General features: G+C 45.6%; 21 protein-coding genes and 1 tRNA gene. 14 read left to right on the top strand and 8 right to left on the bottom strand.

Features of this window, described 5'->3' with window-relative positions:
* The first annotated feature begins 49 nt into the window (after window positions 1-49).
* Window positions 50-1270: a multifunctional CCA addition/repair protein gene (locus tag R7Q48_RS17375; RefSeq protein ID WP_047101970.1), complete on the top strand. Its 1221-nt coding sequence runs from the start codon at window positions 50-52 to the stop codon at window positions 1268-1270.
* Window positions 1271-1322: 52 nt separating this feature from the next.
* Here the strand turns inward: R7Q48_RS17375 and R7Q48_RS17370 are convergent, their stop codons facing one another.
* From R7Q48_RS17370 to folB, 3 genes are read right to left on the bottom strand one after another with little or no spacing between them, the layout of a single operon-like run.
* Window positions 1323-2126: an undecaprenyl-diphosphate phosphatase gene (locus R7Q48_RS17370; protein ID WP_017820255.1), complete on the bottom strand. Its 804-nt coding sequence runs from the start codon at window positions 2124-2126 to the stop codon at window positions 1323-1325.
* A 14-nt stretch (window positions 2127-2140) separates the two neighbouring features.
* Entirely contained in the window at window positions 2141-2623 is a 483-nt protein-coding gene (folK, locus tag R7Q48_RS17365) for a 2-amino-4-hydroxy-6-hydroxymethyldihydropteridine diphosphokinase (protein WP_005387457.1), read from the bottom strand.
* Entirely contained in the window at window positions 2620-2979 is a 360-nt protein-coding gene (gene folB / locus R7Q48_RS17360; protein ID WP_213966847.1) for a bifunctional dihydroneopterin aldolase/7,8-dihydroneopterin epimerase, read from the bottom strand. Before folB ends, folK begins: the two co-directional genes overlap by 4 nt.
* Window positions 2980-3229: 250 nt before the next feature.
* On the opposite strand from folB, the gene plsY reads away from it, so the two are divergent.
* Window positions 3230-3841 carry a glycerol-3-phosphate 1-O-acyltransferase PlsY gene (gene plsY / locus R7Q48_RS17355; RefSeq protein ID WP_005379857.1) on the top strand — a complete coding sequence of 204 codons (612 nt, stop codon included), beginning with the start codon at window positions 3230-3232 and terminating at the stop codon, window positions 3839-3841.
* 34 nt (window positions 3842-3875) lie between these two features.
* On the opposite strand, the gene R7Q48_RS17350 is transcribed toward plsY, so the two are convergent.
* Together R7Q48_RS17350 and tsaD are read right to left on the bottom strand one after the other, a co-directional pair.
* Window positions 3876-4691: an alpha/beta fold hydrolase gene (locus tag R7Q48_RS17350; protein ID WP_213886513.1), complete on the bottom strand. Its 816-nt coding sequence runs from the start codon at window positions 4689-4691 to the stop codon at window positions 3876-3878.
* Between the two features lie 176 nt (window positions 4692-4867).
* Window positions 4868-5884, bottom strand: coding sequence for a tRNA (adenosine(37)-N6)-threonylcarbamoyltransferase complex transferase subunit TsaD (gene tsaD, locus R7Q48_RS17345; RefSeq protein ID WP_005379854.1), 1017 nt, complete (start codon window positions 5882-5884; stop codon window positions 4868-4870).
* A 230-nt stretch (window positions 5885-6114) separates the two neighbouring features.
* Between tsaD and rpsU the strand changes: the two genes are divergently transcribed.
* The 6 genes from rpsU (at window position 6115) to R7Q48_RS17315 (ending at window position 11970) form a co-directional block, all read left to right on the top strand.
* Window positions 6115-6330 carry a 30S ribosomal protein S21 gene (rpsU, locus tag R7Q48_RS17340; protein ID WP_001145625.1) on the top strand — a complete coding sequence of 72 codons (216 nt, stop codon included), beginning with the start codon at window positions 6115-6117 and terminating at the stop codon, window positions 6328-6330.
* Between the two features lie 27 nt (window positions 6331-6357).
* Entirely contained in the window at window positions 6358-6801 is a 444-nt protein-coding gene (locus tag R7Q48_RS17335; RefSeq protein ID WP_054574265.1) for a GatB/YqeY domain-containing protein, read from the top strand.
* Between the two features lie 149 nt (window positions 6802-6950).
* On the top strand, window positions 6951-8717 hold the full coding sequence (dnaG, locus tag R7Q48_RS17330) for a DNA primase (protein WP_256903133.1): 1767 nt from the start codon (window positions 6951-6953) through the stop codon (window positions 8715-8717).
* 99 nt (window positions 8718-8816) lie between these two features.
* Complete coding sequence (gene rpoD, locus R7Q48_RS17325) at window positions 8817-10679, top strand: RNA polymerase sigma factor RpoD (protein ID WP_005395986.1); 1863 nt, start codon at window positions 8817-8819, stop codon at window positions 10677-10679.
* Window positions 10680-10834: 155 nt separating this feature from the next.
* Window positions 10835-10910, top strand: a tRNA-Ile gene (locus tag R7Q48_RS17320).
* Window positions 10911-11166: 256 nt separating this feature from the next.
* Complete coding sequence (locus tag R7Q48_RS17315) at window positions 11167-11970, top strand: MetQ/NlpA family ABC transporter substrate-binding protein (RefSeq protein WP_017633488.1); 804 nt, start codon at window positions 11167-11169, stop codon at window positions 11968-11970.
* A gap of 95 nt (window positions 11971-12065) precedes the next feature.
* On the opposite strand, the gene R7Q48_RS17310 is transcribed toward R7Q48_RS17315, so the two are convergent.
* Window positions 12066-12341, bottom strand: coding sequence for a hypothetical protein (locus tag R7Q48_RS17310; protein WP_005383040.1), 276 nt, complete (start codon window positions 12339-12341; stop codon window positions 12066-12068).
* 229 nt (window positions 12342-12570) lie between these two features.
* On the opposite strand from R7Q48_RS17310, the gene R7Q48_RS17305 reads away from it, so the two are divergent.
* Window positions 12571-13620 carry a DUF4382 domain-containing protein gene (locus R7Q48_RS17305; RefSeq protein ID WP_318132391.1) on the top strand — a complete coding sequence of 350 codons (1050 nt, stop codon included), beginning with the start codon at window positions 12571-12573 and terminating at the stop codon, window positions 13618-13620.
* A gap of 43 nt (window positions 13621-13663) precedes the next feature.
* On the opposite strand, the gene R7Q48_RS17300 is transcribed toward R7Q48_RS17305, so the two are convergent.
* Complete coding sequence (locus tag R7Q48_RS17300; protein ID WP_005379714.1) at window positions 13664-14383, bottom strand: SIMPL domain-containing protein; 720 nt, start codon at window positions 14381-14383, stop codon at window positions 13664-13666.
* 233 nt (window positions 14384-14616) lie between these two features.
* Here R7Q48_RS17300 and R7Q48_RS17295 point away from each other — a divergent pair, with 233 nt between their 5' ends.
* The 5 genes from R7Q48_RS17295 (at window position 14617) to dhaR (ending at window position 22877) form a co-directional block, all read left to right on the top strand.
* The gene (locus R7Q48_RS17295) at window positions 14617-16368 is read left to right on the top strand and encodes a lysophospholipid acyltransferase family protein (RefSeq protein WP_256903138.1); all 1752 of its coding nucleotides are present in this window, start codon (window positions 14617-14619) and stop codon (window positions 16366-16368) included.
* A gap of 608 nt (window positions 16369-16976) precedes the next feature.
* The gene (locus tag R7Q48_RS17290; RefSeq protein WP_005379710.1) at window positions 16977-18929 is read left to right on the top strand and encodes a PTS mannitol transporter subunit IICBA; all 1953 of its coding nucleotides are present in this window, start codon (window positions 16977-16979) and stop codon (window positions 18927-18929) included.
* A 111-nt stretch (window positions 18930-19040) separates the two neighbouring features.
* Window positions 19041-20189 (top strand): mannitol-1-phosphate 5-dehydrogenase, encoded by a 1149-nt coding sequence (locus R7Q48_RS17285; RefSeq protein WP_053306863.1) that lies wholly within the window; start codon window positions 19041-19043, stop codon window positions 20187-20189.
* Between the two features lie 86 nt (window positions 20190-20275).
* Window positions 20276-20806, top strand: a complete 531-nt coding sequence (locus R7Q48_RS17280) for an MltR family transcriptional regulator (protein WP_005379708.1) — start codon at window positions 20276-20278, stop codon at window positions 20804-20806.
* Between the two features lie 145 nt (window positions 20807-20951).
* Entirely contained in the window at window positions 20952-22877 is a 1926-nt protein-coding gene (gene dhaR, locus R7Q48_RS17275) for a dihydroxyacetone kinase operon transcriptional regulator DhaR (protein ID WP_213871832.1), read from the top strand.
* A gap of 80 nt (window positions 22878-22957) precedes the next feature.
* On the opposite strand, the gene ptsP is transcribed toward dhaR, so the two are convergent.
* The gene (ptsP, locus tag R7Q48_RS17270; protein ID WP_256903139.1) at window positions 22958-25357 is read right to left on the bottom strand and encodes a phosphoenolpyruvate--protein phosphotransferase; all 2400 of its coding nucleotides are present in this window, start codon (window positions 25355-25357) and stop codon (window positions 22958-22960) included.
* Between the last annotated feature and the right edge of the window lies 1 nt (window position 25358).

The raw sequence follows: 25358 nt of genomic DNA, 5'->3' as shown, positions 1-25358 counted from the left end.
TTGCTTGCTACAATGTCCAACGGCATATCCATAAATTAAGAGGTAATTCGTGCAAGTTTATTTAGTAGGTGGCGCAGTTCGAGATAAATTGCTCGGAATTGATAGTTATGACAATGATTGGGTGGTCGTAGGCGCGACGCCTGAGATGATGTTGTCCCAAGGGTACACCGCCGTTGGTAAAGACTTTCCTGTATTTCTGCATCCCAAAAGTAAAGAAGAACATGCCCTTGCACGAACAGAGAGAAAGTCAGGTTCTGGTTACACTGGTTTTGAATGTTTCTTCGATCAAAACGTCACCTTAGAAGAAGATTTGATACGTCGTGATTTAACCATTAACGCGATGGCAATGGAGAGTGATGGCAGGATCCATGACCCATATGGTGGCCAGCAAGATCTCAACGATAAACTGCTACGCCATGTATCAGACGCCTTTATTGAAGACCCTCTACGCGTTTTACGTGTCGCTCGCTTCGCAGCGAAGCTTGCTGATCTAAACTTTACGATTGCCGACGAAACCATGCGGTTAATGCGTCACATGGCAGAGTCCGGAGAGCTGAGCACACTGACTCCCGAGCGTGTTTGGCAAGAATGGCATAAATCTCTCTCTACTCCTCGCCCTGATATCTTCTTATCGGTTCTACGAGACTGTGGGGCATTAACCGTGGTGTTACCTGAAATTGATGCACTATTTGGCGTACCTCAACCTGAGAAGTGGCATCCAGAAATCGATACTGGCATCCATACTTTGATGGTGGCAGAGCAAGCCGCAAAATTGAGTAACTCACTCCCCGTCAGGTTTGCCGCCCAAGTGCATGACTTGGGTAAGGGCGTGACGCCAGAGAGCGAATGGCCAAGCCACAAAATGCATTGCCATACAGGATTAAAACTGATCAAAAAGCTGTGCGAACGTGTCCGGGTACCAAATGAGTTTCGTGATTTAGCCTTGATGGTGTGTGAACAGCACTCCAATATTCATCGCGCGGCTGAACTTAAACCACAAACCATAATTAAAATACTCAATAAACTTGATGTGTGGCGTAAGTCCGAACGTCTGCAAGATATCTTGCTTTGCTGCCAAGCGGATCACGCTGGTCGTAAAGGACTGGAAACGCAACCATATCCACAGGCGGATATTTTTAGGCAAGCCTACCAAGCAGCAGCGGCAGTTGACGTTCAAACCATAATCAAAGAGGGCTTTAAAGGCCCTGCGATTCGTGACGAGCAAGAAAAACGACGTATTGAAGCAGTGAAAGCAGCACTTAAGAAGTAACGAACAAACAAAAACGCCCGCGGATTTCGCGGGCGTTTTTCGTTAACATCAATTATGCACTTAATAGAAAAGCGAACAAACCGACGCCCAAAATCAGACGGTAAATCACAAACGGTGTCATGCCCATGCGTGAAATCATCTTCAAGAAGAAGTGGATACAGATGTACGCACTGATAAACGATGTGATAATGCCAGTCATTAAGAAACCAACATGGACAGGTTCACCACTGGTCACTAACTTCATACCTAAGTAGCTACCAGCTAATGTAATGATTGGGATCGACATTAAAAACGAAAATCGGGCAGCCGCTTCTCGAGTAAAGCCAAGGTAAAGCGCTGCTGTGATGGTCGCCCCTGAACGTGAAGTTCCAGGAATCATCGCTAAGGCTTGAGCAATACCGATAAATACAGCTTTCTTCCAACCCGTTTGGTATTCATCGGCAACGAGTTTAGCGTTTTTGTCTACCCACCATAGCAACAGGCCAAATACGATCGTAGTAGTCGCGATGACGTAAGCGCTACGTAGATACACTTCAATGATGTCTTTCATCAATAAGCCGAACACACAAGCTGGAATCGTCGCAATCACGATCATCCAAGCCAATTTAGCTTCTTTACTGCGATCTCCTTTAAAGATCGAAGCAAATAACGCTTGAAACAAAGTGATTACTTCATGACGAAAATAGATCACGACAGCCATTAATGTACCGACGTGAACAGCAACATCAAAGGCTAGACCTTGATCTTCCCATCCTAAAATAGCGGAAGGCAGGATCAAATGGGCAGAGCTTGAGATAGGCAAAAACTCTGTCAGCCCCTGAATCAGAGCCAAAATAAAGGCTTCAAAATAACTCATGTAAACAACTCAAATTAAAAATGAAAGGAAACGGGTTTGAGCGAATCGACTGGCTGCATAGCATGCCAAATGTCTGCGACTGTGCGTCCATCACCTGGGATCACTAATTGCGGTTCGAGATCATACAGCGGCTTTGTGACAAAAGGATATTTGTAGATATCACTGCGAGGTAGCTCAGGTTTTTTCTTGGAGACGCGCTCACCGAACAACACTATATCGAGATCCAGTGTTCGATCCTGATACTTTTGCGCGTTTTCTTCGCGTCCCCACTTAAATTCAATCTCGCGTAATTGATGGCTCAACTCTTCTAATGACAACTCGGTACGCATTGCAACGACAAAGTTGTAGAAATTCTTGCTGCTAAAACCAATAGGTTCGCATTCATATATCGGTGATACGAGGAGATTTTCTCCAAGCCGTTGCAGCTCCTGATACGCAGCAAGCACATGTTGCTCTCTTTCTACGTTCGTCCCAACACCGATATAGGTGGTGATCATGCTCGGCCTCGCTCAATCACCACACCAACAGCACGTGCTTGCGGCACGGCGCCAGGCTTCGCTAGGCGGATTTTCACCCAAGGCACAGAGAAATGCTGCATGATAAGCTCTGCTACTTCTTCAGCCACGCGCTCGACCAGTAGGAAACGACCATTTTCAATGTGGTTAAGTACCGCCTCACTCACCTGCGAATAATCCAGTGCATCTTGCACATCATCACTTTTGCCCGCAGGTTTATTATCGTGTGCCATTTCAATATCTAGAACCAACTTTTGTTTGATTTGTTGTTCCCAGTCGTACACGCCAATGGTGGTGATTACTTCTAACTGTTCAATAAAAACTTTATCCAGAGCCATCTTATGTCCTTCTATTACAGAGGTCGGATACCCGTGAGGGGTAATTTGATCGTAGTATTCTATACCTAAGTAACATTTACTTTGGTCATCACAATGTTACTTAGGTATAAACTGCGAAAGCATCTTTATATACAAGAAATCACATAATGCAAGCTCTATCACAGTGAGGATTTCTGCATTATGTAAATTCGGGGTATGATAGCAACTACGCGGGAACCGAGCATTAAATTCCAATCCATCAAGGACTTCTATGGACGCACTGGCACTGATAATGACAATGGCCGCCTATTTATTAGGTTCGGTTTCCAGTGCGGTTTTGATCTGTCGACTCTTAAAACTGCCAGACCCACGCAGTGTGGGATCTAACAATCCTGGAGCAACGAACGTATTGCGTATTGGCGGACGAGGAGCCGCTGTTTCAGTCTTGTTGTGCGATATGCTCAAAGGCACTATCCCCGTGTGGGGCGGATACTTTCTTGGTATCGACCCTATCATTCTTGGCGTCATCGCCATTGCTGCCTGTCTTGGCCACATGTACCCCATCTTTTTCCACTTTAAAGGCGGAAAAGGTGTCGCAACCGCGCTTGGCGCTATCGCTCCGATTGGTTTGGACTTAACAGGATTGGTAATGTTAACTTGGCTGTCAGTAGCCGCGCTATTCCGCTATTCATCCTTAGCGGCTCTCGTCACGGTTTTGGTCACTCCGTTTTATACTTGGATGTTTAAACCGCAATACACGTTACCTGTTGCTATGCTGTGCTGCTTAATCGTATTTAAGCATCATCAAAATATTCGTCGGCTTTTGTCTGGCGACGAGCCAAAAATCGGCGAGAAAAAACTGACACAAAAAAACTCGGCTTAATGCCGAGTTTTTCGTTTAAAGAAGGATGTATTGGTTATGCATGAACTCGATTCAGGAAGTTCAACAACATCTGGTTGACGAACTCAGGTTGCTCTAAACAACTGATGTGTCCAGCTTGCGGAATTTCTACCAACTCACTGCCCGTGATACAGTCTTTCATTAAATACGATTCGAAAACCGGGCGAGGCTTATCTTCACAGCCCACCGCAATTAACGTCGGCAGAGCGAATTTTTCCGAATCTTCAATCACATCACGGCGACCAAACACCATGCGCCCCATGCGAGCTACTTCCACCGCACGCTCACCACTCAGGCTTTCTAAACTGCGTTTGAATGCAGCGACCAACTCAGGATTCACCTGCTCAGCGTTATCAGCAAAAAACAATGGCACAACGGCTTCAATAATTGGCGCAGGCACTGCTTGGACTTGGCTGATGGTATCAAGCATTGCAAAATACTTCTTATACGTAACTTCTGGCTCCCAGCCAATGAAGGTATCCATCAATACCAGTGACTTAACACGTTGCGGCGCTTGAGCCGTTAGCTCTGCTCCCCACATGCCGCCAACAGATAAGCCCACTATCGAGAACTCTTCGATATCTAAATGATCCATCAATGCCAACATATGTTGTGCATAGTCGGCCAATGACTGTGTCGATGCAGGTGCAGCGTCCGATTCACCATGTGCCCAAAGATCTGGCACAATACAACGGAATGACTGGCTTAAAACCTCAACTTGTGGCGCCCACATTTGGCTATCCCAAAGGTAACTATGACCAAATAGAAGCACAGGGCCCTCACCTTTATCTAGATAAGCAAGTTGCTGACCTTCAATTTCAAACTTATTCATTGTTATATCCATTTCTTATTCTTCCACGTCACCCTAGCACTGAAACAATCGCGAACTGATCGCATCAGTCAGAATGTAAAACGAGGCGGTTCATTGAATAATTAAAAATAAAGGCCTCTGAGGAGCAGAGACCTTTATTACACAGAACCGGTTTCAAACCTACCGCATAAATTTGATTAAGCGACAGGTGTTAGTTGATCAATTGGCCAACGTGGACGAGCCTCTACTGACATATCAGCCACTTCGCCATTCTTCAAGCGCTGCATGCCTGCGTAAGCGATCATCGCACCGTTATCTGTACAGAACTCAGTACGTGGGTAGTAAACTTCGCCGCCAACTTTCTTCGCTAACTTCTCTAACTCAGCTCGCAAACGACGGTTAGCACTCACACCACCAGCAATAACAATACGTTTCATGCCTGTTTGCTCAAGCGCGCGCTTACATTTAATAGCCAACGTAGCACACACAGCTTCTTCAAATGCTAATGCGATGTCCGCGCGAGTTTGCTCGTCATCACCGTTTGCAGCAATCGTGTTAGCCGTAAAGGTTTTTAGACCAGAGAAACTCATGTCCAAACCTGGCACATTCGTCATTGGGCGCGGGAACTTAAAGCGACCCGGTGTACCTTTTTCCGCCAGTTTAGATAATAGTGGACCGCCTGGGTAATCCAAACCCATTAGCTTCGCTGTTTTATCAAACGCTTCGCCCGCCGCATCATCAATCGACTCACCTAGAATTTTGTACTCACCGATGCCTCTCACTTCCACCATCATAGAGTGACCGCCCGATACTAATACCGCCACAAACGGGAACGGTGGAGGGTTATCTTCCAACATTGGGGCCAATAGGTGACCTTCCATATGATGAACAGGTACCGCTGGCACTCCCCAAGCATAAGCAATACTGCGACCGATAGTCGCACCCACTAATAGCGCCCCAACAAGACCAGGCCCTGCGGTATACGCGACACCATCGATGTCTTTTGAAGTTAAGTTCGCTTCTTTTAGTGCCTCTTTAATAAGAGGAATGGTTTTCTTTACGTGGTCACGTGAAGCCAACTCAGGCACCACACCGCCGTAATCTGCGTGCAGTTTTACTTGGCTGTATAGCTTGTGTGACAAGAGACCGTTTTCATCGTCATAAATTGCGATGCCAGTCTCGTCACAAGAGGTTTCAATACCAATAATGCGCATGGTTTTCTCAGTATGCTTTCTGTATAGAGGAAATTTGGGCGTCATATTACCTCGCCTTGGTGCTGCAAACAAATTTTGTACAGACAATAATCGACAAAAGGCTTTACAAAGTAGTTGTGATCGGATTAAAATTCCGCACCATTTTTGATCAAGCTGGTAAGAGACCTAACAATTGTGATTTGGTCTGTTGAATACCAGCGTTAACGAATAACCCCTGAGGTGAAAGGCATATGCCAGTAGTTAAAGTACGTGAAAACGAACCGTTCGACGTTGCTCTACGTCGTTTTAAGCGCTCTTGCGAAAAAGCAGGTATCCTTTCTGAAGTGCGTCGTCGTGAGCACTACGAAAAACCAACTACAGTTCGCAAACGCGCTAAAGCAGCAGCTCAAAAGCGTCACGCTAAGAAGCTAGCTCGTGAAAACGCTCGTCGCGTTCGCCTGTACTAATAACTGAGCTCCAAAAGGAATTTAGTTATGGCTCTGATTGATCAACTCAAAGAAGAGCAAAAATTAGCGATGAAAGCCAAGGACAAATTGCGCCTTGGTACTATTCGTTTAGCCCTATCAGCAATCAAGCAACGTGAAGTTGACGAACAGATTACTCTGAACGATGACGACATTCTTGCAGTATTGACCAAGATGGTTAAACAACGTCGCGACTCTGTAACGCAGTTTGAAGCAGCGGGTCGTCAAGATCTTGCTGATGCGGAACAAGCAGAAATTACCGTTCTTGAGGACTTTATGCCTCAACCACTGACAGACGAAGAAGTAGCGGCTCTCATCGAGAACGCGATTGCTGAATCTGGAGCAGCTGGCATGCAAGACATGGGCAAAGTAATGGGCGTTCTGAAACCGCAAATTCAAGGGCGTGCAGATATGGGTAAAGTAAGCGGTTTAGTTCGCGCTAAATTGGCTTAAGGTACCCCACCCAATTGCAGCAAGCCGTGCTATCCTTTGGAGCGCACGGCTTGTTTGTATCTGGATGGATGGAATGAAATCAATGGGCAATACGCTCATTCTTTTAAGGCATTCACTCCACTCATCATCTTCTTTTTTTGTTAGGTTTTATGGCTGGACACATCCCTCGCAGTTTTATCGATGACCTTCTAGCTCGACTTGATATTGTCGATATCATCGACGCACGTGTGAAACTTAAGAAAAAAGGCAAAAACTACGGCGCATGCTGCCCTTTCCACAACGAAAAGACACCCTCATTCAGTGTCAGTCAAGAAAAGCAGTTCTACCATTGTTTTGGTTGTGGCGCGCACGGAAATGCCATCGATTTTTTGATGGAATTCGACCGACTAGAATTCGTCGAAGCCATTGAAGAACTCGCTTCATACTTGGGTTTAGATGTTCCTCGAGAACAACGTGGCGGCGGTAATGGTTCGTTTCAGTCAGGCCCACAAGCAAGCAGCAGTGAAAAACGTAACCTATACGACTTAATGGGCAGCATTGCTCAATTTTATCGTAACCAACTCAAACAGCCAGCAAGTAAGGTGGCGATTGAGTATCTAAAAGATCGTGGCCTGTCTGGTGAAATCGTCCAGAAGTTTGGCATCGGCTATGTGGCTGATGAATGGGATTTAGTTCGTAAGAACTTTGGCCAGAATAAAGAAAACCAAGACATGCTCGTCACAGGCGGCATGTTGATTGAAAACGATAAAGGCAACCGCTACGACCGATTCCGTGGTCGAGTGATGTTTCCTATTCGAGACAGACGCGGCCGAGTAATAGGCTTTGGTGGTCGAGTATTAGGTGATGGGACACCAAAATATCTCAACTCACCCGAAACCCCGATATTTCATAAAGGTAAAGAGTTGTATGGCCTTTATGAAGTACTACAAGCGTACCGTGAGCCACCACAAATTTTAGTGGTTGAAGGCTATATGGATGTTGTCGCGCTTGCTCAATATGGCGTAGATTATTCCGTTGCCTCATTGGGAACCTCGACAACGGGCGATCACTTGCAAGTGTTATTCAGGCAAACAAGCACCGTCGTGTGTTGTTATGACGGTGACCGCGCAGGCCGTGAAGCAGCGTGGCGTGCCATGGAAAATGCATTGCCTTACCTAACTGATGGTCGCCAGTTAAAATTCATGTTTTTGCCGGATGGAGAAGATCCCGACTCTTATATCCGACAAAACGGAAAACAAGCATTTGAGCAGCAAGTGTCTAATGCGATGCCCTTGTCTGAATTCATGTTCAGCTCATTGACTCAGCAGGTCGATATGAGCACGAAAGAAGGCATGGCAAAACTGAGTACTCTTGCGGTTCCTCTCATTGATAAAGTCCCTGGCGGCACTTTAAGACTATACTTGAGAGAATTGCTTGGCCGCCGTTTGGGTTTAGTTGATGAACGCCAACTACAGCAGCTAATTTCAAAACAAGGTAAAGAGGATAAAAGGCCTCAACCTCATAAAGAAATCAAGCGAACGCCGATGCGAGAAGTGATCGCGTTACTGATTCAAAACCCACAATACGTAAGTATGGTGCCAGATCTAACTAGCGTTAGAGATTTGCCCATTCCTGGTCTAAGTTTATTTGTTGATGTACTTGATAAATGCCAAGCGCATCCCCATATCAACACAGGCCAATTATTAGAGTATTGGCGAAACAGCCAAAATGAGACCCTTCTGTCTCGTCTCGCGAGTTGGGACATTCCACTCGATGAGGACAACCAAGAAGAAATCTTTTTAGACTCACTGGATAAAATTATTGCCCAGTGCGTAGAAAAACAAATTGAAAACCTGCAGGCCAAAGCAAGAAGTGTCGGTTTATCAGCCGAAGAGAAAAGGGAGCTGCTAGCACTTATGCTAGATTTAAAAGCGTAACCCTGTTTAATTAGTCAGCAACGATTTAATTTGTTATAGTAAGTGGTTTGCATTTCGCATACTGATTCCTTCACCAGATTACGAAGTTGGATACCGTCTATGGATCACAATCCGCAGTCACAGCTAAAGTCACTTGTTATTAAAGGCAAGGAACAAGGCTATCTGACCTACGCCGAAGTAAATGACCACCTACCTGCTGAAATCGTAGATTCAGAACAGGTAGAAGACATCATTCAGATGATCAACGACATGGGCATTAAGGTAGTAGAAACTGCTCCTGATGCTGATGATTTAGCACTGAACGATGACACAAATATTACCGATGAAGATGCAGCCGAAGCTGCAGCCGCTGCACTTTCTAGCGTAGAGAGTGAGATTGGTCGTACAACAGACCCAGTACGTATGTACATGCGTGAGATGGGTACTGTCGAACTTCTAACTCGCGAAGGCGAAATCGACATCGCAAAACGTATTGAAGAAGGTATTAACCAAGTTCAATCGTCTGTTGCTGAATACCCAGGCACAATTCCGTACATTCTTGAGCAATTTGACAAAGTTCAAGCTGAAGAACTACGTCTTACAGACCTAATTTCAGGTTTTGTAGATCCAGATGCTGACGACACCGCAGCACCAACGGCAACACACATCGGTTCTGAACTGACTGAATCTCAGTTAGAAGAAGAAGACGATGAAGACGTTGATGACGACGAAGATAGCGATGACGATTCAGATGATTCTGAAGAAGATGTAGGTATCGATCCAGAATTAGCGCTAGAGAAATTCAACCAACTACGCAGCACCTATCAAAATCTTCAATTAGCAATCAACGAGTACGGCTATAACAGCCCGAAAGCAACCGTTGCTAATGAAATGATGCTAGACGTATTCCGCGAGTTTCGTCTAACGCCTAAACAGTTTGATCACCTAGTGAATGAACTGCGTACTGCTATGGATCGCGTTCGTACTCAAGAGCGTCTGATCATGAAGTCAGTGGTTGAATACGGCAAAATGCCGAAGAAATCATTCATCGCGCTGTTCACTGGTAATGAATCAAGTGAAGCTTGGCTGGATGAAGTTCTTGCTTCAGACAAGCCATACGCTGAAAAGATCAAACGTAACGAAGAAGAAATCCGTCGTTCAATCGCTAAGCTAAAAATGATTGAAGAAGAGACTTCTCTAAACGTACAAAACATTAAAGACATCAGCCGTCGTATGTCTATCGGTGAAGCAAAAGCTCGCCGTGCGAAGAAAGAGATGGTTGAAGCAAACTTGCGTCTTGTAATTTCTATCGCGAAGAAATACACCAACCGTGGCCTACAGTTCTTGGATCTGATCCAGGAAGGTAACATCGGTCTGATGAAAGCGGTAGATAAGTTCGAGTATCGTCGTGGTTACAAGTTCTCGACTTACGCAACGTGGTGGATCCGTCAGGCAATCACTCGTTCAATCGCGGACCAAGCACGTACGATTCGTATTCCGGTACACATGATCGAAACGATCAACAAGCTAAACCGTATCTCTCGTCAAATGTTGCAAGAGATGGGTCGCGAGCCACTACCGGAAGAACTGGCAGAGCGCATGCAAATGCCAGAAGACAAGATTCGTAAAGTTCTAAAAATCGCTAAAGAGCCTATCTCAATGGAGACACCAATCGGTGACGACGAAGATTCGCATCTAGGTGATTTTATCGAAGATACAACGCTAGAACTTCCGCTAGATTCTGCAACAGCAACTAGCCTTAAAGTGGCAACAAAAGACGTGCTTGCAGGTCTAACACCACGTGAAGCGAAAGTACTTCGTATGCGCTTTGGTATTGACATGAACACTGACCATACTCTAGAAGAAGTTGGTAAGCAGTTCGACGTTACTCGTGAGCGTATCCGTCAGATCGAAGCAAAAGCACTACGTAAACTTCGTCACCCAAGCCGCTCAGAGACTCTGCGCAGCTTCCTAGACGAATAATCGCAGCACATACAAGCTTTTAGAAATCAAAAAAGGTGACTTTAGGTCACCTTTTTTATTATCTACTGTTCTAAGTGGATAAAAACTAAGCGCAATTGCCCTAGTTGGTATCTAGACACCTTGCAACGCTTCCCCTATAATCGTTGTCCTATTAAGGCCCCTTAGCTCAGTGGTTAGAGCAGTCGACTCATAATCGATTGGTCCGCAGTTCAAGTCTGCGAGGGGCCACCATATTCCGAAAGGCGTAGCAGGTTAATACCTACTACGCTTTTTTTGTATCTTATATCTTTGGGTACAGTTGCGGTAACTCGTCACTAACCTCGTAATAGCTTTTCCTCTTCCCCTTTTCTTTAACTATTATCCGGCTTTCTATATGTAGCAATGAAACAAAATGTCCGCTCGTGATTTAAACCATTGACCCTCAGACAACTTCTGATAGGATGGACATATAAACGTATGGACGTCTAAAATAAAAAATGGAGCTACAATGAAAAGTATTGGTCACTTAAAGAAACTAGCTTTGATTCTCACGGCAGTAGTCGGCTTAAGCGCTTGTGGAGAAAAAGATGACTCTGTCATTAAAGTGGGCGCGACAGTTGGACCACATGCACAAGTAGTCGAGGCGGTAGCGAAGGAGGCAGCGAAGCAAGGTTTGAATGTCGAAGTCATTGAGTTTTCTGACTACGTGACACCTAATGCCGCTCTTAGCGATGGTAGCATCGATATTAATAGCTATCAGCACCAGCCATTTTTAGACAACTTCAACAGTAGCCATAACGCCCAATTAGTATCAATTGGTCAGTCCATTCTTATGCGTATGGGGCTTTATTCCAATAAGTATCGCTCACTGCAAGAGCTTCCAAACAATGCACGTATAGCGCTTCCAAATGACCCTACCAACGGTGGTCGTGGTCTGTTGCTACTCGCCGATGCAGGTTTAATTGAGCTGAAACAGGGTGTTGGCCATAAAGCCGCCCTAACTGATATCACAAAAAACGCAAAATCATTTGAATTTGTCGAGGTAGATGCCGCTCAGCTACCAAGAACATTAGATGATGTGGACGCGGCTGCGATTACAATGAACTACGTAATGTCTTCTGGTTTAGATCCGAAGAAACAAAGTATCTATCTTGAAGCAAAAGACGCCCCATTAGCAGTCATGGTCATCGCCACTCGTGACGCAGACAAAAATAATGAAGCGTATAAAAAGTTCGTTTCTATTTATCAATCTCAAGCGATTCGTGATTATCTCGATCGCACTTTCAAAGGCACAATCGAAGCAGCTTTTTAATCAATAAAGCAGCGAATACTTTGCCCCACGAATCAGATAGAAAAGAGGCTAATGTTTTCTCATAGCCTCTTCTTTTCATTACTCACTAAATCGACTCATTGTCGACTTTCAGCCTCTAACTTCATTGCCAAATAAGCTTGGTCAGCAGAAACCAATTCAGGACGGTTAATCAACTTCCAGAGGAAGTATGGTGGGATTAAAAATACGATGAAGTAGAGAGATTCATGGAAGAAAACATCGGCTATCGTTTGCTGATGCTCCCAAAGTGCCGTCAGTGCGAAGAGCTCTAACATCACGCCTAATACGCCAAAGACGACAGAGACAACAATCGCTAAACCCAGTAGTTCTCTAATAAAGTGCTTGTATGCCATGATACTAATTCCTTCTAGCAATAAGTCATACTAACTTACGCTCATAAGAAAGAAGCCAGCTTGACTATCATCAAACTCCCCTCATCACAGTTAAGAACTTAGTTTTATAAAAAAGGACTTGTATATAGCACCATTGAAGATTGACCTCTCTATCACAATACAATGACATCATTTCTCGACTTTGAGACTAGCCTTTTACATTTATCAGCAGTGTAAACAAGAGGTCATAATGAAAAAATATACCTATCCTTTACTTGCTATCTCAGGTGGTCTTTTATTGACGGGCTGCGGTAGCGACGACTCTTCATCCGATACAGAAGCAGCCACTTTTTCTCTCAGCGTTTCCGATGCTCCTGTCAACGATGCCAACAAAGTCGTTTTAGCGTTTCAAGATGTTGTCCTTGTACCATTTGACCCTGAAACTGGCGAGCAAACTGGAGAACACATTCTGTTAGATGCTAGTGACAATGGAGCACTACACCAAGTTGATCTAATGGAATATCAGGGAAGCAACGCTAAAACGATCATTCACGAACAGGACATCGCTCCTGGTGATTATGCTATGTGTGTGTACGCTAAAGACGGCAAACAATTAAACGATACAACACTGTCATACGTAGAGAAGACAGACGGCAACATCAAAGGCTTAGTTGTACCTAGCCGAGGCAGCTGTTTTGGTTTTAAACCAGATACGAGCGATCAAGGTCGCTTAAAGTTTTCGCAAAAAGGTCAGTATGTAAAAGTTCATACTGGTCATAATAGCTATGTTGTCGAGTTTGGCTTACGCAAAGGTCTGGCGGATCCAACAGGCAAAGATTACATGAACATGAACTCTAATGCGGTAAGCTTAGTAAACGCATCAGAATCAGGTCATATTAGTGGTGAAGTCAGTGAAATTCAGTATCAAGCATGTGAAGCAGACAGTGCCGCATCAAATGCAATAAATGACGTTCCTGCCGTTCACTCTGTTTATCTGTATACAGGTTCAATGGATCGCTCAACCATGGGCGATATGGGTGCGACAGATCCACTCAACGCGCCAGTTGCGGTAGCTAACGTGAATGAATCGCAAGACGAAGAAGGTAATACAACCTACAGCTACGAGTTTGGTTACATCGGCCCGGGTACTTACAGCATTGGCTACACATGTACTGCGTATATTGATACGCCAGACGCTCATGAAACTTCAGAAGACGGTTTCTTGATTTACCAGCACTACACGCCAGTTGATGTTGTCGAGGCAGAGCTGACAACTCAGGACATTAATCCAATTCTTTAAGTCACCACATTAAAAAAGCCGCTCGTACTGAGCGGCTTTTTACTTAGTCAGAAAGGTAATATTGAACCGTCGATACCACTCGTACTTTCTTAATGTAAGGCGTGTTGCTGTCTCGGTCATAAATCGAGAACTGCCCTTGAGTTGCACGTTTGATCTTACCCAGTGAACTCTGTGAGTCTTTCGCAAATTTCTCAGCCACTTCACGCGCATTCTTAGTCGCTTCTTCGATCATGTCTGGCTTCACATCATTCAGCTTAGTAAAGCTGTACTCAACACGATTTGCATAAGGATCTTGGTTAAGCAAAACGCCTTGTTTTCCTAGCTCACCTATTTCATTGATTGCCGCTCGAACAACATCAACACTCTGGCTGTAAACCGTAACGGTTCGCGAGGCCAAATAACGATACTCAATGTCTTGCTCGCTCCCATATTGCTGTGCTTTTCTGTCAATGACCGCTGGGGAAGAAAGGGAAACGCTGGTTTCAGGAAGCCCTTTGGCACTTAGAAAGTCCAAAATCAAACGGGTTTGCTGGTCAATTTCATCAAACATGGCCCCCATATCATTACTCGCTAGAGTAAATTGAATCGGCCAAATCACCGTATCAGCAGGATACTCACGCTCCGACAAACCTTTTACTGTAACGACTCTTTCATAGGCTCGGTATTTCACCGCCGTCTGCTGCATAAAATAGCCAAGGATGCCAAGACCAAGTATCAAACTTAGCCCAATCCAAAGTGCTGCTTTATTGGAAACTCGTTCCATTATTTCCCCCTGATAAATATCAACTTAGCTTAATCTTTGTTCTAGATAAGATAGCCTATCTATTGTTTTAAGAGGGAGACATAACGCGAGTTTTGATTCATAGCACAGTGATATACCGTTTTCTTTAGTCAATAAAGCTTCATTAGTTTGTCACCAAAGGCTCATGCTTTTGCCTCTGAACTGTCATCTGTAATTTCTACTATCCAATCAGCAACTTGTACGCTGAGGTAAATATGGATAGTTCAACCCCTTTTCGTCTCCCTCGTAAAACGCCGTTTGGCATTGGTGAAAACGTTGCTGAATGGGCAACCGGTTTAAACCAACTTGATAAGTTCTACGCTCAACGCCCCGTTAATTCCGATATCAAAACTTTTCTCCGCTTCACGCTGGATATCTTAGGTATCGATTATCGCATTGCTCATGGTTCACTCGACTCAGTACCTAAACAAGGTGCTACCGTCATTGTGGCGAACCATCCGCTTGGTTGTGTGGAAGGCGTCATCTTGGCCGAACTCTTGTTGATGGTACGAGACGATATCCAAATTCTAGCCAATCAATACCTGAAAACCGTGCCGGAGTTAGATCAGCTCTTCATTGGTGTCGATGTGTTTGAAGGCAAAGACGCCGTCAAATCGAATATGAAGGCCCTCAGAGCGGCTAATAAACACCTAGCAAGTGGCGGCTTATTGCTTGTCTTTCCTGCCGGTGAGGTTTCCCAGTTAGTCGATGCCAAACAGCAACGCTTGGAAGATAAAGCGTGGAGTCGAAGCGTAAGTAGCCTAATCCGCAAAAACAAAGCAACGACAGTTCCAGTATTCATCAGTGGTCAGAACTCGAAACGCTTCTATATGGCAGGGAAAATCCATCCACTTTTGCGCACCCTACTGCTTGGGCGAGAACTGCTGAACAAACAGGCGCAAACCATCAACTTATCCTTTGGCCAAGCGATAAAATTTAAAGAGCTGAACACACTTAGCGATGATCAAGTGGTGAACTATTTGCGGCTCAACACTTACTTACTCAATCGTGAAACCCAATCGGTGAAGCCCTCTTCCTCATCAGAACGGCTCTCACCAATAGCGGCAGGGTTACCCGTAGGCGAATTGCTTGAAGAACAGAACAACTTACCAAAAGAGTCCAAGCTGCTAACAAGTGGTGAGTTCGATGTTTACTGCACGGAGTCGCAGAATATCCCTTCCCTACTGCATGAAATTGGTCGCCTACGTGAGCTCAATTTTCGACAAGTTGGCGAAGGGACGGGACTAGCAATAGACATTGACCATTTCGATCATGATTACCTGCATCTGTTTGTGTGGGACAGAGAGAACCAATGCTTGGTGGGCGCGTATCGTTTAGGTCTGGTTGATCAACTGATTCAAAAGCGCGGCGTAGCAGGTCTGTATTCACGAACGTTGTTTAACTATGACCAACGCTTTATCGACCAAATGGGTAAATCCATTGAGATGGGGCGCTCTGTGATTGCACAGCAATATCAAAAGAGCATGAGCGCGCTACTGCTGCTGTGGAAAGGCATCGCAACGTTCGTTCATCAAAACCCAGATTACACTCACCTATTTGGTCCGGTAAGCATTAGCAACGACTATAGTGATACTGCACGCCAACTGCTGGCTCAATCAATGACGCTTCACCACTACGATAACAACTGCGCAGAGTATGTCACACCTTCTAACCCACTTCCTGAGCACCACCGTGACTGGAACACCAGCATGCTCACTGCTCTGGGTGATTTACAGCTATTGTCACGTGTCATTGCCAGAATCGATGAAGGGAAAGGAGTGCCCGTTTTGCTGCGTCAGTACTTAAGCCTCAATGGCAAGCTGGTATGCTTCAACGTCGACCCTGCATTCAATAACGCTCTAGATGGATTGATTATGGTGGATTTGCGCGATGTTCAAGAAAAGACGTTGGCAAGGTATATGGGACGCGAGCAAGCTCATGACTACCTCGTCTATCATACTAAATAGCAACGATGATTAAGAACAGTGATTAAATAGAGAGTTGGGAATCACAAGAAGAACCGTGTGGCGACTCTCTTTATTTACCCTTTCATTAACTAATTAGGCGTGCTCCGTGAAGTGCGCCGAAAAGACTCTTATAGATACAATCTATCGAAAGATCTAGATAGCATTTATCTCGCCAATTCCGTCACAAACTTTCACAAAAAACAAAAACAGATCCAAGTCACACTTTAAATTCACCACAACTCAACACAAAACGTGATATTGATCATCACAAGTATTTAATTCGAATTTCAAAAAAAATTAAAAGTGATCAAAGTCACAAGGTATTTTAATTTTAAATTTGTCAGAAGATCGGATTGATCACTAAGATTTTTATTGACAGATTTGAAAGTGGCTTTTTGTTATTAAGTTACAAGTTAATAAGTTGAACTTGGTCACTTAAAAACCGTTTCTCAGCCTAAGAAATGCGGGCGTAGATCACAAAAAACCCGTTGTCAGTTCCAATTGGAAAATGTGTGGTAAATTGATTGGGTACTAAGCAATCAAACAAACGGTTTTGGCGAACCGTTTACTACAACAAGATTCATCAGAACATCGAACGGGGAATTGTTATGATATCACCAGATGCCAAGATCAAGATACAAAATTTTGGTCGTTTTCTGTCAAACATGGTAATGCCAAACATCGGCGCGTTTATCGCGTGGGGCTTTATCACTGCTCTATTTATCCCAACAGGATGGCTACCAAACGAAACGTTAGCCTCTATGGTTGGCCCAATGATTACCTACTTGCTGCCACTACTTATCGGTTACACCGGTGGTAAATTAGTTGGTGGCGATCGTGGTGCGGTAGTCGGTGCAATCACAACAATGGGTGTGATTGTCGGCACAGACATCCCAATGTTTATGGGTGCAATGATGGTCGGCCCAATGGGCGGCTGGGCTATCAAGAAATTCGATAACTACATCGATGGTAAAGTAAAAAGTGGCTTCGAGATGTTGGTTAACAACTTCTCTGCGGGCATCATCGGCATGCTATGTGCGATCCTTGCTTTCATCTTTATCGGTCCATTCGTAAAAATTCTTTCTGGTGGCTTGGCGGCTGGCGTTAACTTCCTAGTTTCTGCTCACCTACTACCACTGACTTCAATCTTCGTTGAACCTGCGAAGATCCTGTTCCTAAACAATGCGATCAACCACGGTATTTTCTCTCCACTGGGTATCCAACAAGCGTCTGAAACAGGTCAATCGATCTTCTTCCTAATCGAAGCAAACCCAGGTCCTGGTCTAGGTATCCTGCTAGCTTACATGGTGTTTGGTAAAGGTACGGCTCGTCAAACTGCAGGTGGTGCATCAATCATCCACTTCTTCGGCGGTATCCACGAGATTTACTTCCCATACATCCTAATGAACCCTCGCCTAATCCTTGCGGCTATCGCAGGTGGTATGACTGGCGTATTCGTTCTAACTATCTTTAACGCAGGTATCGTTTCTCCAGCATCACCAGGTTCAATCTTTGCAATCTTGTTGATGACTCAGAAAGGCTCAATCGTTGGTGTTCTAGCGTCTATCGCAGCAGCAACAGGTGTGTCATTCGCGGTAGCAGCACTACTAATGAAGACACAAACGTCCACAGAAGAAGACGGTGATGAAGCAGCACTAGAAAAAGCAACATCACAAATGAAAGACATGAAATCTGCATCTAAAAACGATGCGGTGGTAAACAGCCAAAGCAAAGGTGACGTAGACCTAGCGACAGTACAAAGCATCATTGTCGCTTGTGATGCGGGCATGGGCTCGAGTGCAATGGGCGCGAGCATGCTACGCAAAAAGGTTCAAGACGCAGGTCTGAACATCCACGTAACCAACCTTGCCATTAACAGCTTACCAGAGAGTGCAGATATCGTGATTACTCATAAAGACTTAACGGATCGTGCACGTAAGCATGCTCCAAACGCACACCACATTTCATTGACTAACTTCCTAGACAGCGAGATGTACAACCAGCTAGTCACCAAACTACTAGCAGCGCAAAACCAATCCGCAGCCAATGACGACCAAATGGTAAAAGTTTCGCTCGTGGCAGCAAACGACGACAACTTCGAGCCACAGCAAACGTCGGTGTTCCAAATCCAGCGTGAAAACATTCACCTAGGTTTGAAAGCTGCCAACAAAGAAGAAGCGATTCGCTTCGCGGGTAACAAGTTGGTCGAACTTGGCTACGCAGAACCAGAATACGTAGACGCGATGTTTGAGCGTGAAGCATTGGTTCCAACTTACCTAGGCGAATCTATCGCAGTGCCTCACGGCACGGTAGAAGCGAAAGACCGCGTGAAGAAAACCGGCATTGTAATCTGCCAATACCCATCGGGTATCCAATTTACTGAAGACGACGATGATGTAGCGAAACTGGTTATCGGCATTGCCGCTAAGAACGATGAGCACATCCAGGTGATTACCACCATTACGAACGCGCTCGATGAGCCGGAGGCAATTGAGAAGCTAACCAGCACCAACGATGTGGAAGAGATTCTGAACATCCTTGGCGGTCAACAAGCGGCTTAATTACCCCTTTAATTTGCTCCTGAGGCAAATGAGGTCAGCTGTCACCCCCTATGCGGTTGGCCTCCCCCTAGTTTCGTAAGTCAACATTTTAGACATTGGTAGGTAAGAATTATGAAAAACGCAGTTCATTTTGGCGCAGGTAACATTGGTCGTGGCTTCATCGGAAAACTCTTAGCAGATGCAGAAGTCGAGGTCACATTTGCAGACGTTGACGCTCCACTCGTCGACCAACTGAGTCACAAGCAAGAATACAAAGTAAAAGTGGTCGGTACTGAGTGCCAAATCGACACAGTAACTCACGTCACCGCGGTAAACTCAGCCAGTGAAGATGTCATCGACCGCATTGTAAAAACCGACTTGGTAACAACAGCGGTTGGCCCTAACGTACTGGACATCATTGCAAAAACCATCGCTACCGGCATTGCTAAACGCTTTGCAGCAGGTAACGATAAACCATTGAACATCATCGCGTGCGAAAACATGGTTCGTGGCACGACTCACCTAAAAGGTGAAGTGTACAAACATTTGGATGAATCATTACACGCGAAAGCAGACGAGCTAGTTGGCTTCGTCGACTCCGCAGTGGACCGCATCGTACCACCAGCAGAAGCGGCGAACGATGACCCACTAGAAGTCACTGTAGAGAGTTTTAGCGAATGGATTGTGGATGAGCAGCAATTCAAGGGCGAAATCCCTGACATAGCTGGCATGGAAAGAACCAACAACCTAATGGCATTCGTAGAACGCAAGCTATTCACTCTCAATACAGGCCACTGCATTACCGCTTACCTAGGTTGCTTGAAAGGCCATCGCACCATTCGTGAAGCAATTGAAGACCCAAGCATTCACGCTGAAGTAAAACAGGCGATGCAAGAGAGTGGTGAAGTGCTGATCAAACGCTACGGCTTCGACCGTGACATGCACAACGCCTACATCGAGAAGATTTTAGGACGCTTTGCCAACCCATACTTAGTGGATGAGGTGGATCGCGTAGGTCGTCAACCAATTAGAAAATTGGGTGCAAACGATAGATTAGTGAAGCCTTTACTCGGTACAATTGAGTATGGCACTGAAAATAAAACACTTTTGAAAGGCATTGCCGCTGCGTTGAAGTACACTAACGACACCGACCCACAAGCAGTAGAACTGCAAACCTCATTAAAAGAAGTGGGTGTGAAGAAGACGCTAGCGACATACACAGGTCTTGCAGAAGACAGTGATGAAGTGGCTCAAATCGAGACACTTTACAACCAACTTTGATTTACCTAGGGGAGCTCGGCTCCCCTTCTATGTCCTTCTCTGCTTGAAGAGTTGGGATAGCTAATAATTAGAAATGTATTCAGTATATGGCAGATAACATCAACGAAACCGAGATCATTGAGCGATTAAACAGCGCACCATCGGTACGAGGCTTTTTCATTGCAGCAGTCGACGTTTTTAACGATTCGATCGACGGGTTGGTGCAAAGAATCTTTCGTAAAGATAACTTCGCTGTTCAATCGGTTGTCGGTCCGCTGTTACAAGACTCTGGACCGCTGGGCGATCTGTCTGTTCGTTTGAAGTTATTGTTTGGCTTGGGAGTGCTCCCCGATGACATTTACCACGACATCGAAGACATCATCAAACTCAAAAACCAACTCAATAGTGACGCTTCAGATTACGAATTCACTGACCCGAATATTCTAGAACCAATTAAGAAACTGCACTTGGTGAAGAAGATGGGTATGGTACAACTGGAAGTCAGCGAACCAGATGACGACATCGACCTTGAGTTTTATCAGCTACAACTGCAACGTCAACAACAAATCATTAAGTCAGGGCTCTCACTTGCCATTGTCGAGATTTGCAATGAGCTCGGCAAAGACAGCCCTTTTTAATCGAAAAACTGGCAAGGAAGCCTCCTCAACTCCCCCCTCTTTTTGCACATTCTTCTATACAACGTGCGTGAAAGCCATCACAGTCCATATTCCGATGTCTCTGTAACATCAGACCAATCTATCGCTAGTATTGAAACGGTATCGCATGCTTTCAATCGAAGACACTAAAACTAAGTGGGAGTTTTTCCAGAAACACCACTGGGTATCTCCAGAATTTTCCCGCACTCCCGTCCTCGAGTCGTGGGAGCGTTGCATAAAGCAATGCAGCCCTTACACCTGGTCAAAACCACATATTGCCTCTGGATTTACCTTCTCATCTCTAATGAAGCGCAACGAACATCTCATCGAATGCGCCACGACCGTACTTGAAGATACGTACGATATGCTTGGTGACGAAGACCTGGTATTGATGGTAACCGATGGCAACGGCTGTATTCTCTCCACCGTCGGGCACGACTCTATGCGACAAGAGATGCAAGCGCTCGGCATAAAACAAGGCTGTTTTCTCTCCGAAGGAAAGATAGGCACAAATGCAGTCAATCTCTGTATCAACACTCATATCCCGTGTGAAGTTTTTGCTGCCGAACATTTCAATCGCCACTTGCACTCTTATGCCTCTGTAGCGGCGCCTGTTTTCGACCAATTTGGCAAATTACGCGGTACAACATGCCTTTTCAGAAAAGCGGAAAGCTATAAGAAAGAAGACTTAGTCATCATCGCGTCGAGCGCGAAAGAAGTCAGCTTGCAAATCCACATTCAGTCGGAACAAGAAAACATGAACCGCCTCACTTGTGCGCATAACGCAACGTTAGAGTGCATGGATGACGGCCTTCTGGCCTGGGATGAAGAAAGCCGTATCACCATGGTAAATCACCAATCAGAGCGCTTGTTAAACATTGAAGCCAGTCAGGTCTTGGATACAGAAGTCTTTTCTGTTTTACGCTTCCCACCGAATGTCCTTACTAGTATTGAGTCAGGTGCGAGCATAAACCGTAAACTCACAACGGTAGAGGTTCGTGGCGAGTTTGTTGAGGCGATCATCACCTTGCGTCCACTCAATGACGGCACACACTTATTGTTCTTGCACCCTATCGATAAAATTCGCGAACTTGCTCAACAACAAATAGGTGGCAGTGCGCGCTATACGTTCAGCACTTTGCCCGTCATTTCACGAAAAATGAAGCATGTCATTACCGTGGCAAAACGGGCCATAAAGTCCAAATCACCGATTCTAATTACGGGTGAAGAAGGTGTAGGAAAAGCCACTCTCGCCATGGCGATTCATAACGAAAGCACCTACAAAGAAGGGCCGTTCATTACGCTCAACTGCCGCTCCATCAATACAGAGCAACTGGTCAAAGAAACTCTGGGGTATGACGAAGGGCAAGGCATGCCTTCAAAGTTTGAGCTCGCCCATGGCGGTACGCTCTTTTTAGAAAAGGTGGAATATCTGTCGCCCGATTTACAAGCCGTGCTACTTAAGTTGTTAAAAACTGGGCTCGTCAGCCGCAGCGACAGTTTGCGATTGATCCCCGTAGACTTTCAACTTATCACGAGCACCGCTTCAGAGATCAGCGAGTATGTCACTCAGCGCTCATTTGGTCGGCAACTTTATTATGAAATCTCCTCGAACGAGCTGCACATTCCACCACTACGAAAGCGTAAAGAAGACATTGAATTTCTCGTCCAGCAGCTTATCAGCCATTACGAACGCCGCCACAATGTGACTATCTCGATAGAGCCAGTCGCACTGGAAGCGTTGATGAATTTTCGTTGGTCAGGCAATAACTCCGAATTAAGAAACCGAACTGAGCGAATTTTGCTTAATCGCAGTTCGAACTTAATCAAGCTGAACGATATTCCTGAAGACATTAAACTGAATTCTCGCCATACCGCAGAAAATACGCCAGTAATCACGTTAGAAGAAGCCGAGAGAAGAGCTATCGTTCAAGCTTGGAATCAGTGTGATGGCAAAATGCATGATATGGCGAAAGCATTGCAAATTGGCCGCACGACCTTATGGAGAAAAATTAATAAGTTTGGGCTGCAGGAGCAAATGAAGCTGTATTAAGTCGTGAATTGGCGTTCCTAGAACAAAAGTAAAACCGGCGTAAGCACGCCGGTACAGATGTACTAACGATAAGGTATCGATTAAACATCGACAGACAACTGACGAATCTGCGCTTTTAGTCCCGGGAGCATACTCGAACTGGCGCTGAATTTTCGCAACCCCACGCGAAGCAATGTTTCTGTGGCATTTGGATCGCCAGCCATCTCACCACACATACTAACCGGTATGCCCGCGCGATCGCCTGCTGCACACGTGAGCTCAATGGCTTTTAGTACCGATGGTTCAAAGTAGTTCACCAATTCAGCAACAGCGGCGTTACCTCGATCGGCGGCCATAACATATTGAGTCAAATCATTGGTGCCGATAGAGAAAAAGTCGACTTCTTGGGCTAACGCATCAGCATTTAACACCGCGGCTGGTACCTCAATCATAATACCAACGGGCAAATGAGTCGCATCCAAGCCGAGTTGGTTTGCTTGATGCGCCAACAGCACTTTTACTTTTCTCACTTCTTCAACCTGAGCCACCATCGGTATCATCAATTGAATATTCGGTTGCTCGTGAAAGGCTCTCAGAATGGCTCGAAGTTGAGCGGTAAACAATGACTCATGTTGAAGGCACAACCGCACCCCTCTCAAACCTAAAAATGGATTATCTTCTGCTGGCATAGGATAAGCGGCTAAAGGCTTATCACCGCCAACATCTAGACTACGAATCGTAAGTGGCTTATCACCAAGTGCGGCAGCAATATCACGATACACTTGGTATTGCGCTTCCTCAGTCGGCAACTCATCACTGTTTTGAAATAGAAACTCAGTCCGGAATAGACCAACGCCCTCAGCTCCTGATGTTAGTGCATCATCAATATCTTTCGGTCCACCAATATTGGCGAATACTGGAATATGGACACCATCACAGGTGACTGCGGCTTGCTGAGCACTCGCTAGCGCACTTTGTCGGATGCTTTGCCACTCAATTTGTTGCGCTTCTAATTCCTGCTGTACGGAATCTGAAGGAGAAAACCATAAATGCCCTCGGAAGCCATCAATAGTCACCACTTGACTAGCGCGCACAGCATCAAGGCAGCCCTGAGCTTTAACGATGGCAGGAATCCCCATCGCACGAGCAAGAATCGCACTGTGAGAGGTTTTCCCTCCCTCACTCAAACAGATACCAAGCACTTTCGATTTATCAAGCCCGGCCACATCAGAAGGCATCAGGTCGCGGGCCAACAAAATACTCGGTTCCTGAATGTCGATGGCATTAGGCGTTACGCCTGTCATTTCGACCATAACTTGGCGTGCGATATCATGCACATCTGCTTCGCGTTCCCGCATGTACTGACTTTCTGCCTGGCGAAACTCTTCGGCCAACGTTTGCAGTGATTCTACCCAAGCTTGCTCGGCTATCATGCCCGTTTGAATTCGCGACTCGACCGATGCCCATAATTCTGGGTCACTGAGCATCATGCTATGAGCGGAAAATATTTCCCCTTTCGGCTGCTTCGCTTGCTCCTGCAAATGTTGAACAACCACGCCTATCGCACGCTTAACCCGTTCAATTTCATCTTGTTCACTTTGGAAATCACGTTCAGGCACTGCTGGCATTTCATGAGTAAAAAGGACAGCAGGAGCAGTAGCGATACCGTCATTGACTCGAATACCAACAACAGCACCTTCAATCTGATTTGAGGCCATGCCATCGAGCAGAGTATCTGAACTTTCTTCAGGTTCGATAATGCCTTGCTCAACCGCCTCTTTTTCTCCGAAGTGCTCATAAGCTAAGGCTTCAAATGCCTTGATTGCTTCACTGGATTGAGGTCCAAGTGCGCATAAGGTGATCGTATCTTGACTACGAACGCCAAGTTTCGCAATGCTGTTTAAGCTTTTCGCGTTCACACGGCGCTCGCCTTTTTTCAACCATAATTGGCAGTCAAAAGGCGCGAGTGCACCAACAATGGCCGCAGCGGGACGAGCATGTAATCCATACGGATTTTGCACTACCCAATCAAATGTCCGTTCTTGCTCAAAGTTCTCTGATACTGGCGCTATCTCAGCGGATGTTAGTGGCTGATCACCAAGGTGCTCTTGTTTTACGCTTAACGCATTCTGTGCCTCTTCGACTACCGTCGATAAAGGCAGTCCGGCGGCGGCAGCCACCGACGCCGCCATGGTTCCTTCAACAATAGGTGCCGAGATAAGGGTGACATTTTCCCTCACATGATCATCAATCAGATCCAGAGCCATTTCCGTGCTAAGCAACGCACTGCCAAGATCCATCAACACAACAACCCCTTGTTTATCTTGTACCTGCTCAATCGCTTCCATCACGGCAATGGCATCGGTTCCGATCGGGTTCTCTGGATCATCAATCCCAGCAGCAATCGCAAGCTTAGCTTTGCCTTGCGTCATTTGGGTGGCAAGTTCGGCCACCCCTTCTGCAAGGCGACGACTATGAGATACAACTACAATTCCCACCATC

The sequence above is a fragment of the Vibrio sp. 378 genome (assembly GCF_033339435.1).
This window is presented reverse-complemented; position numbering and strand designations above follow the sequence as displayed.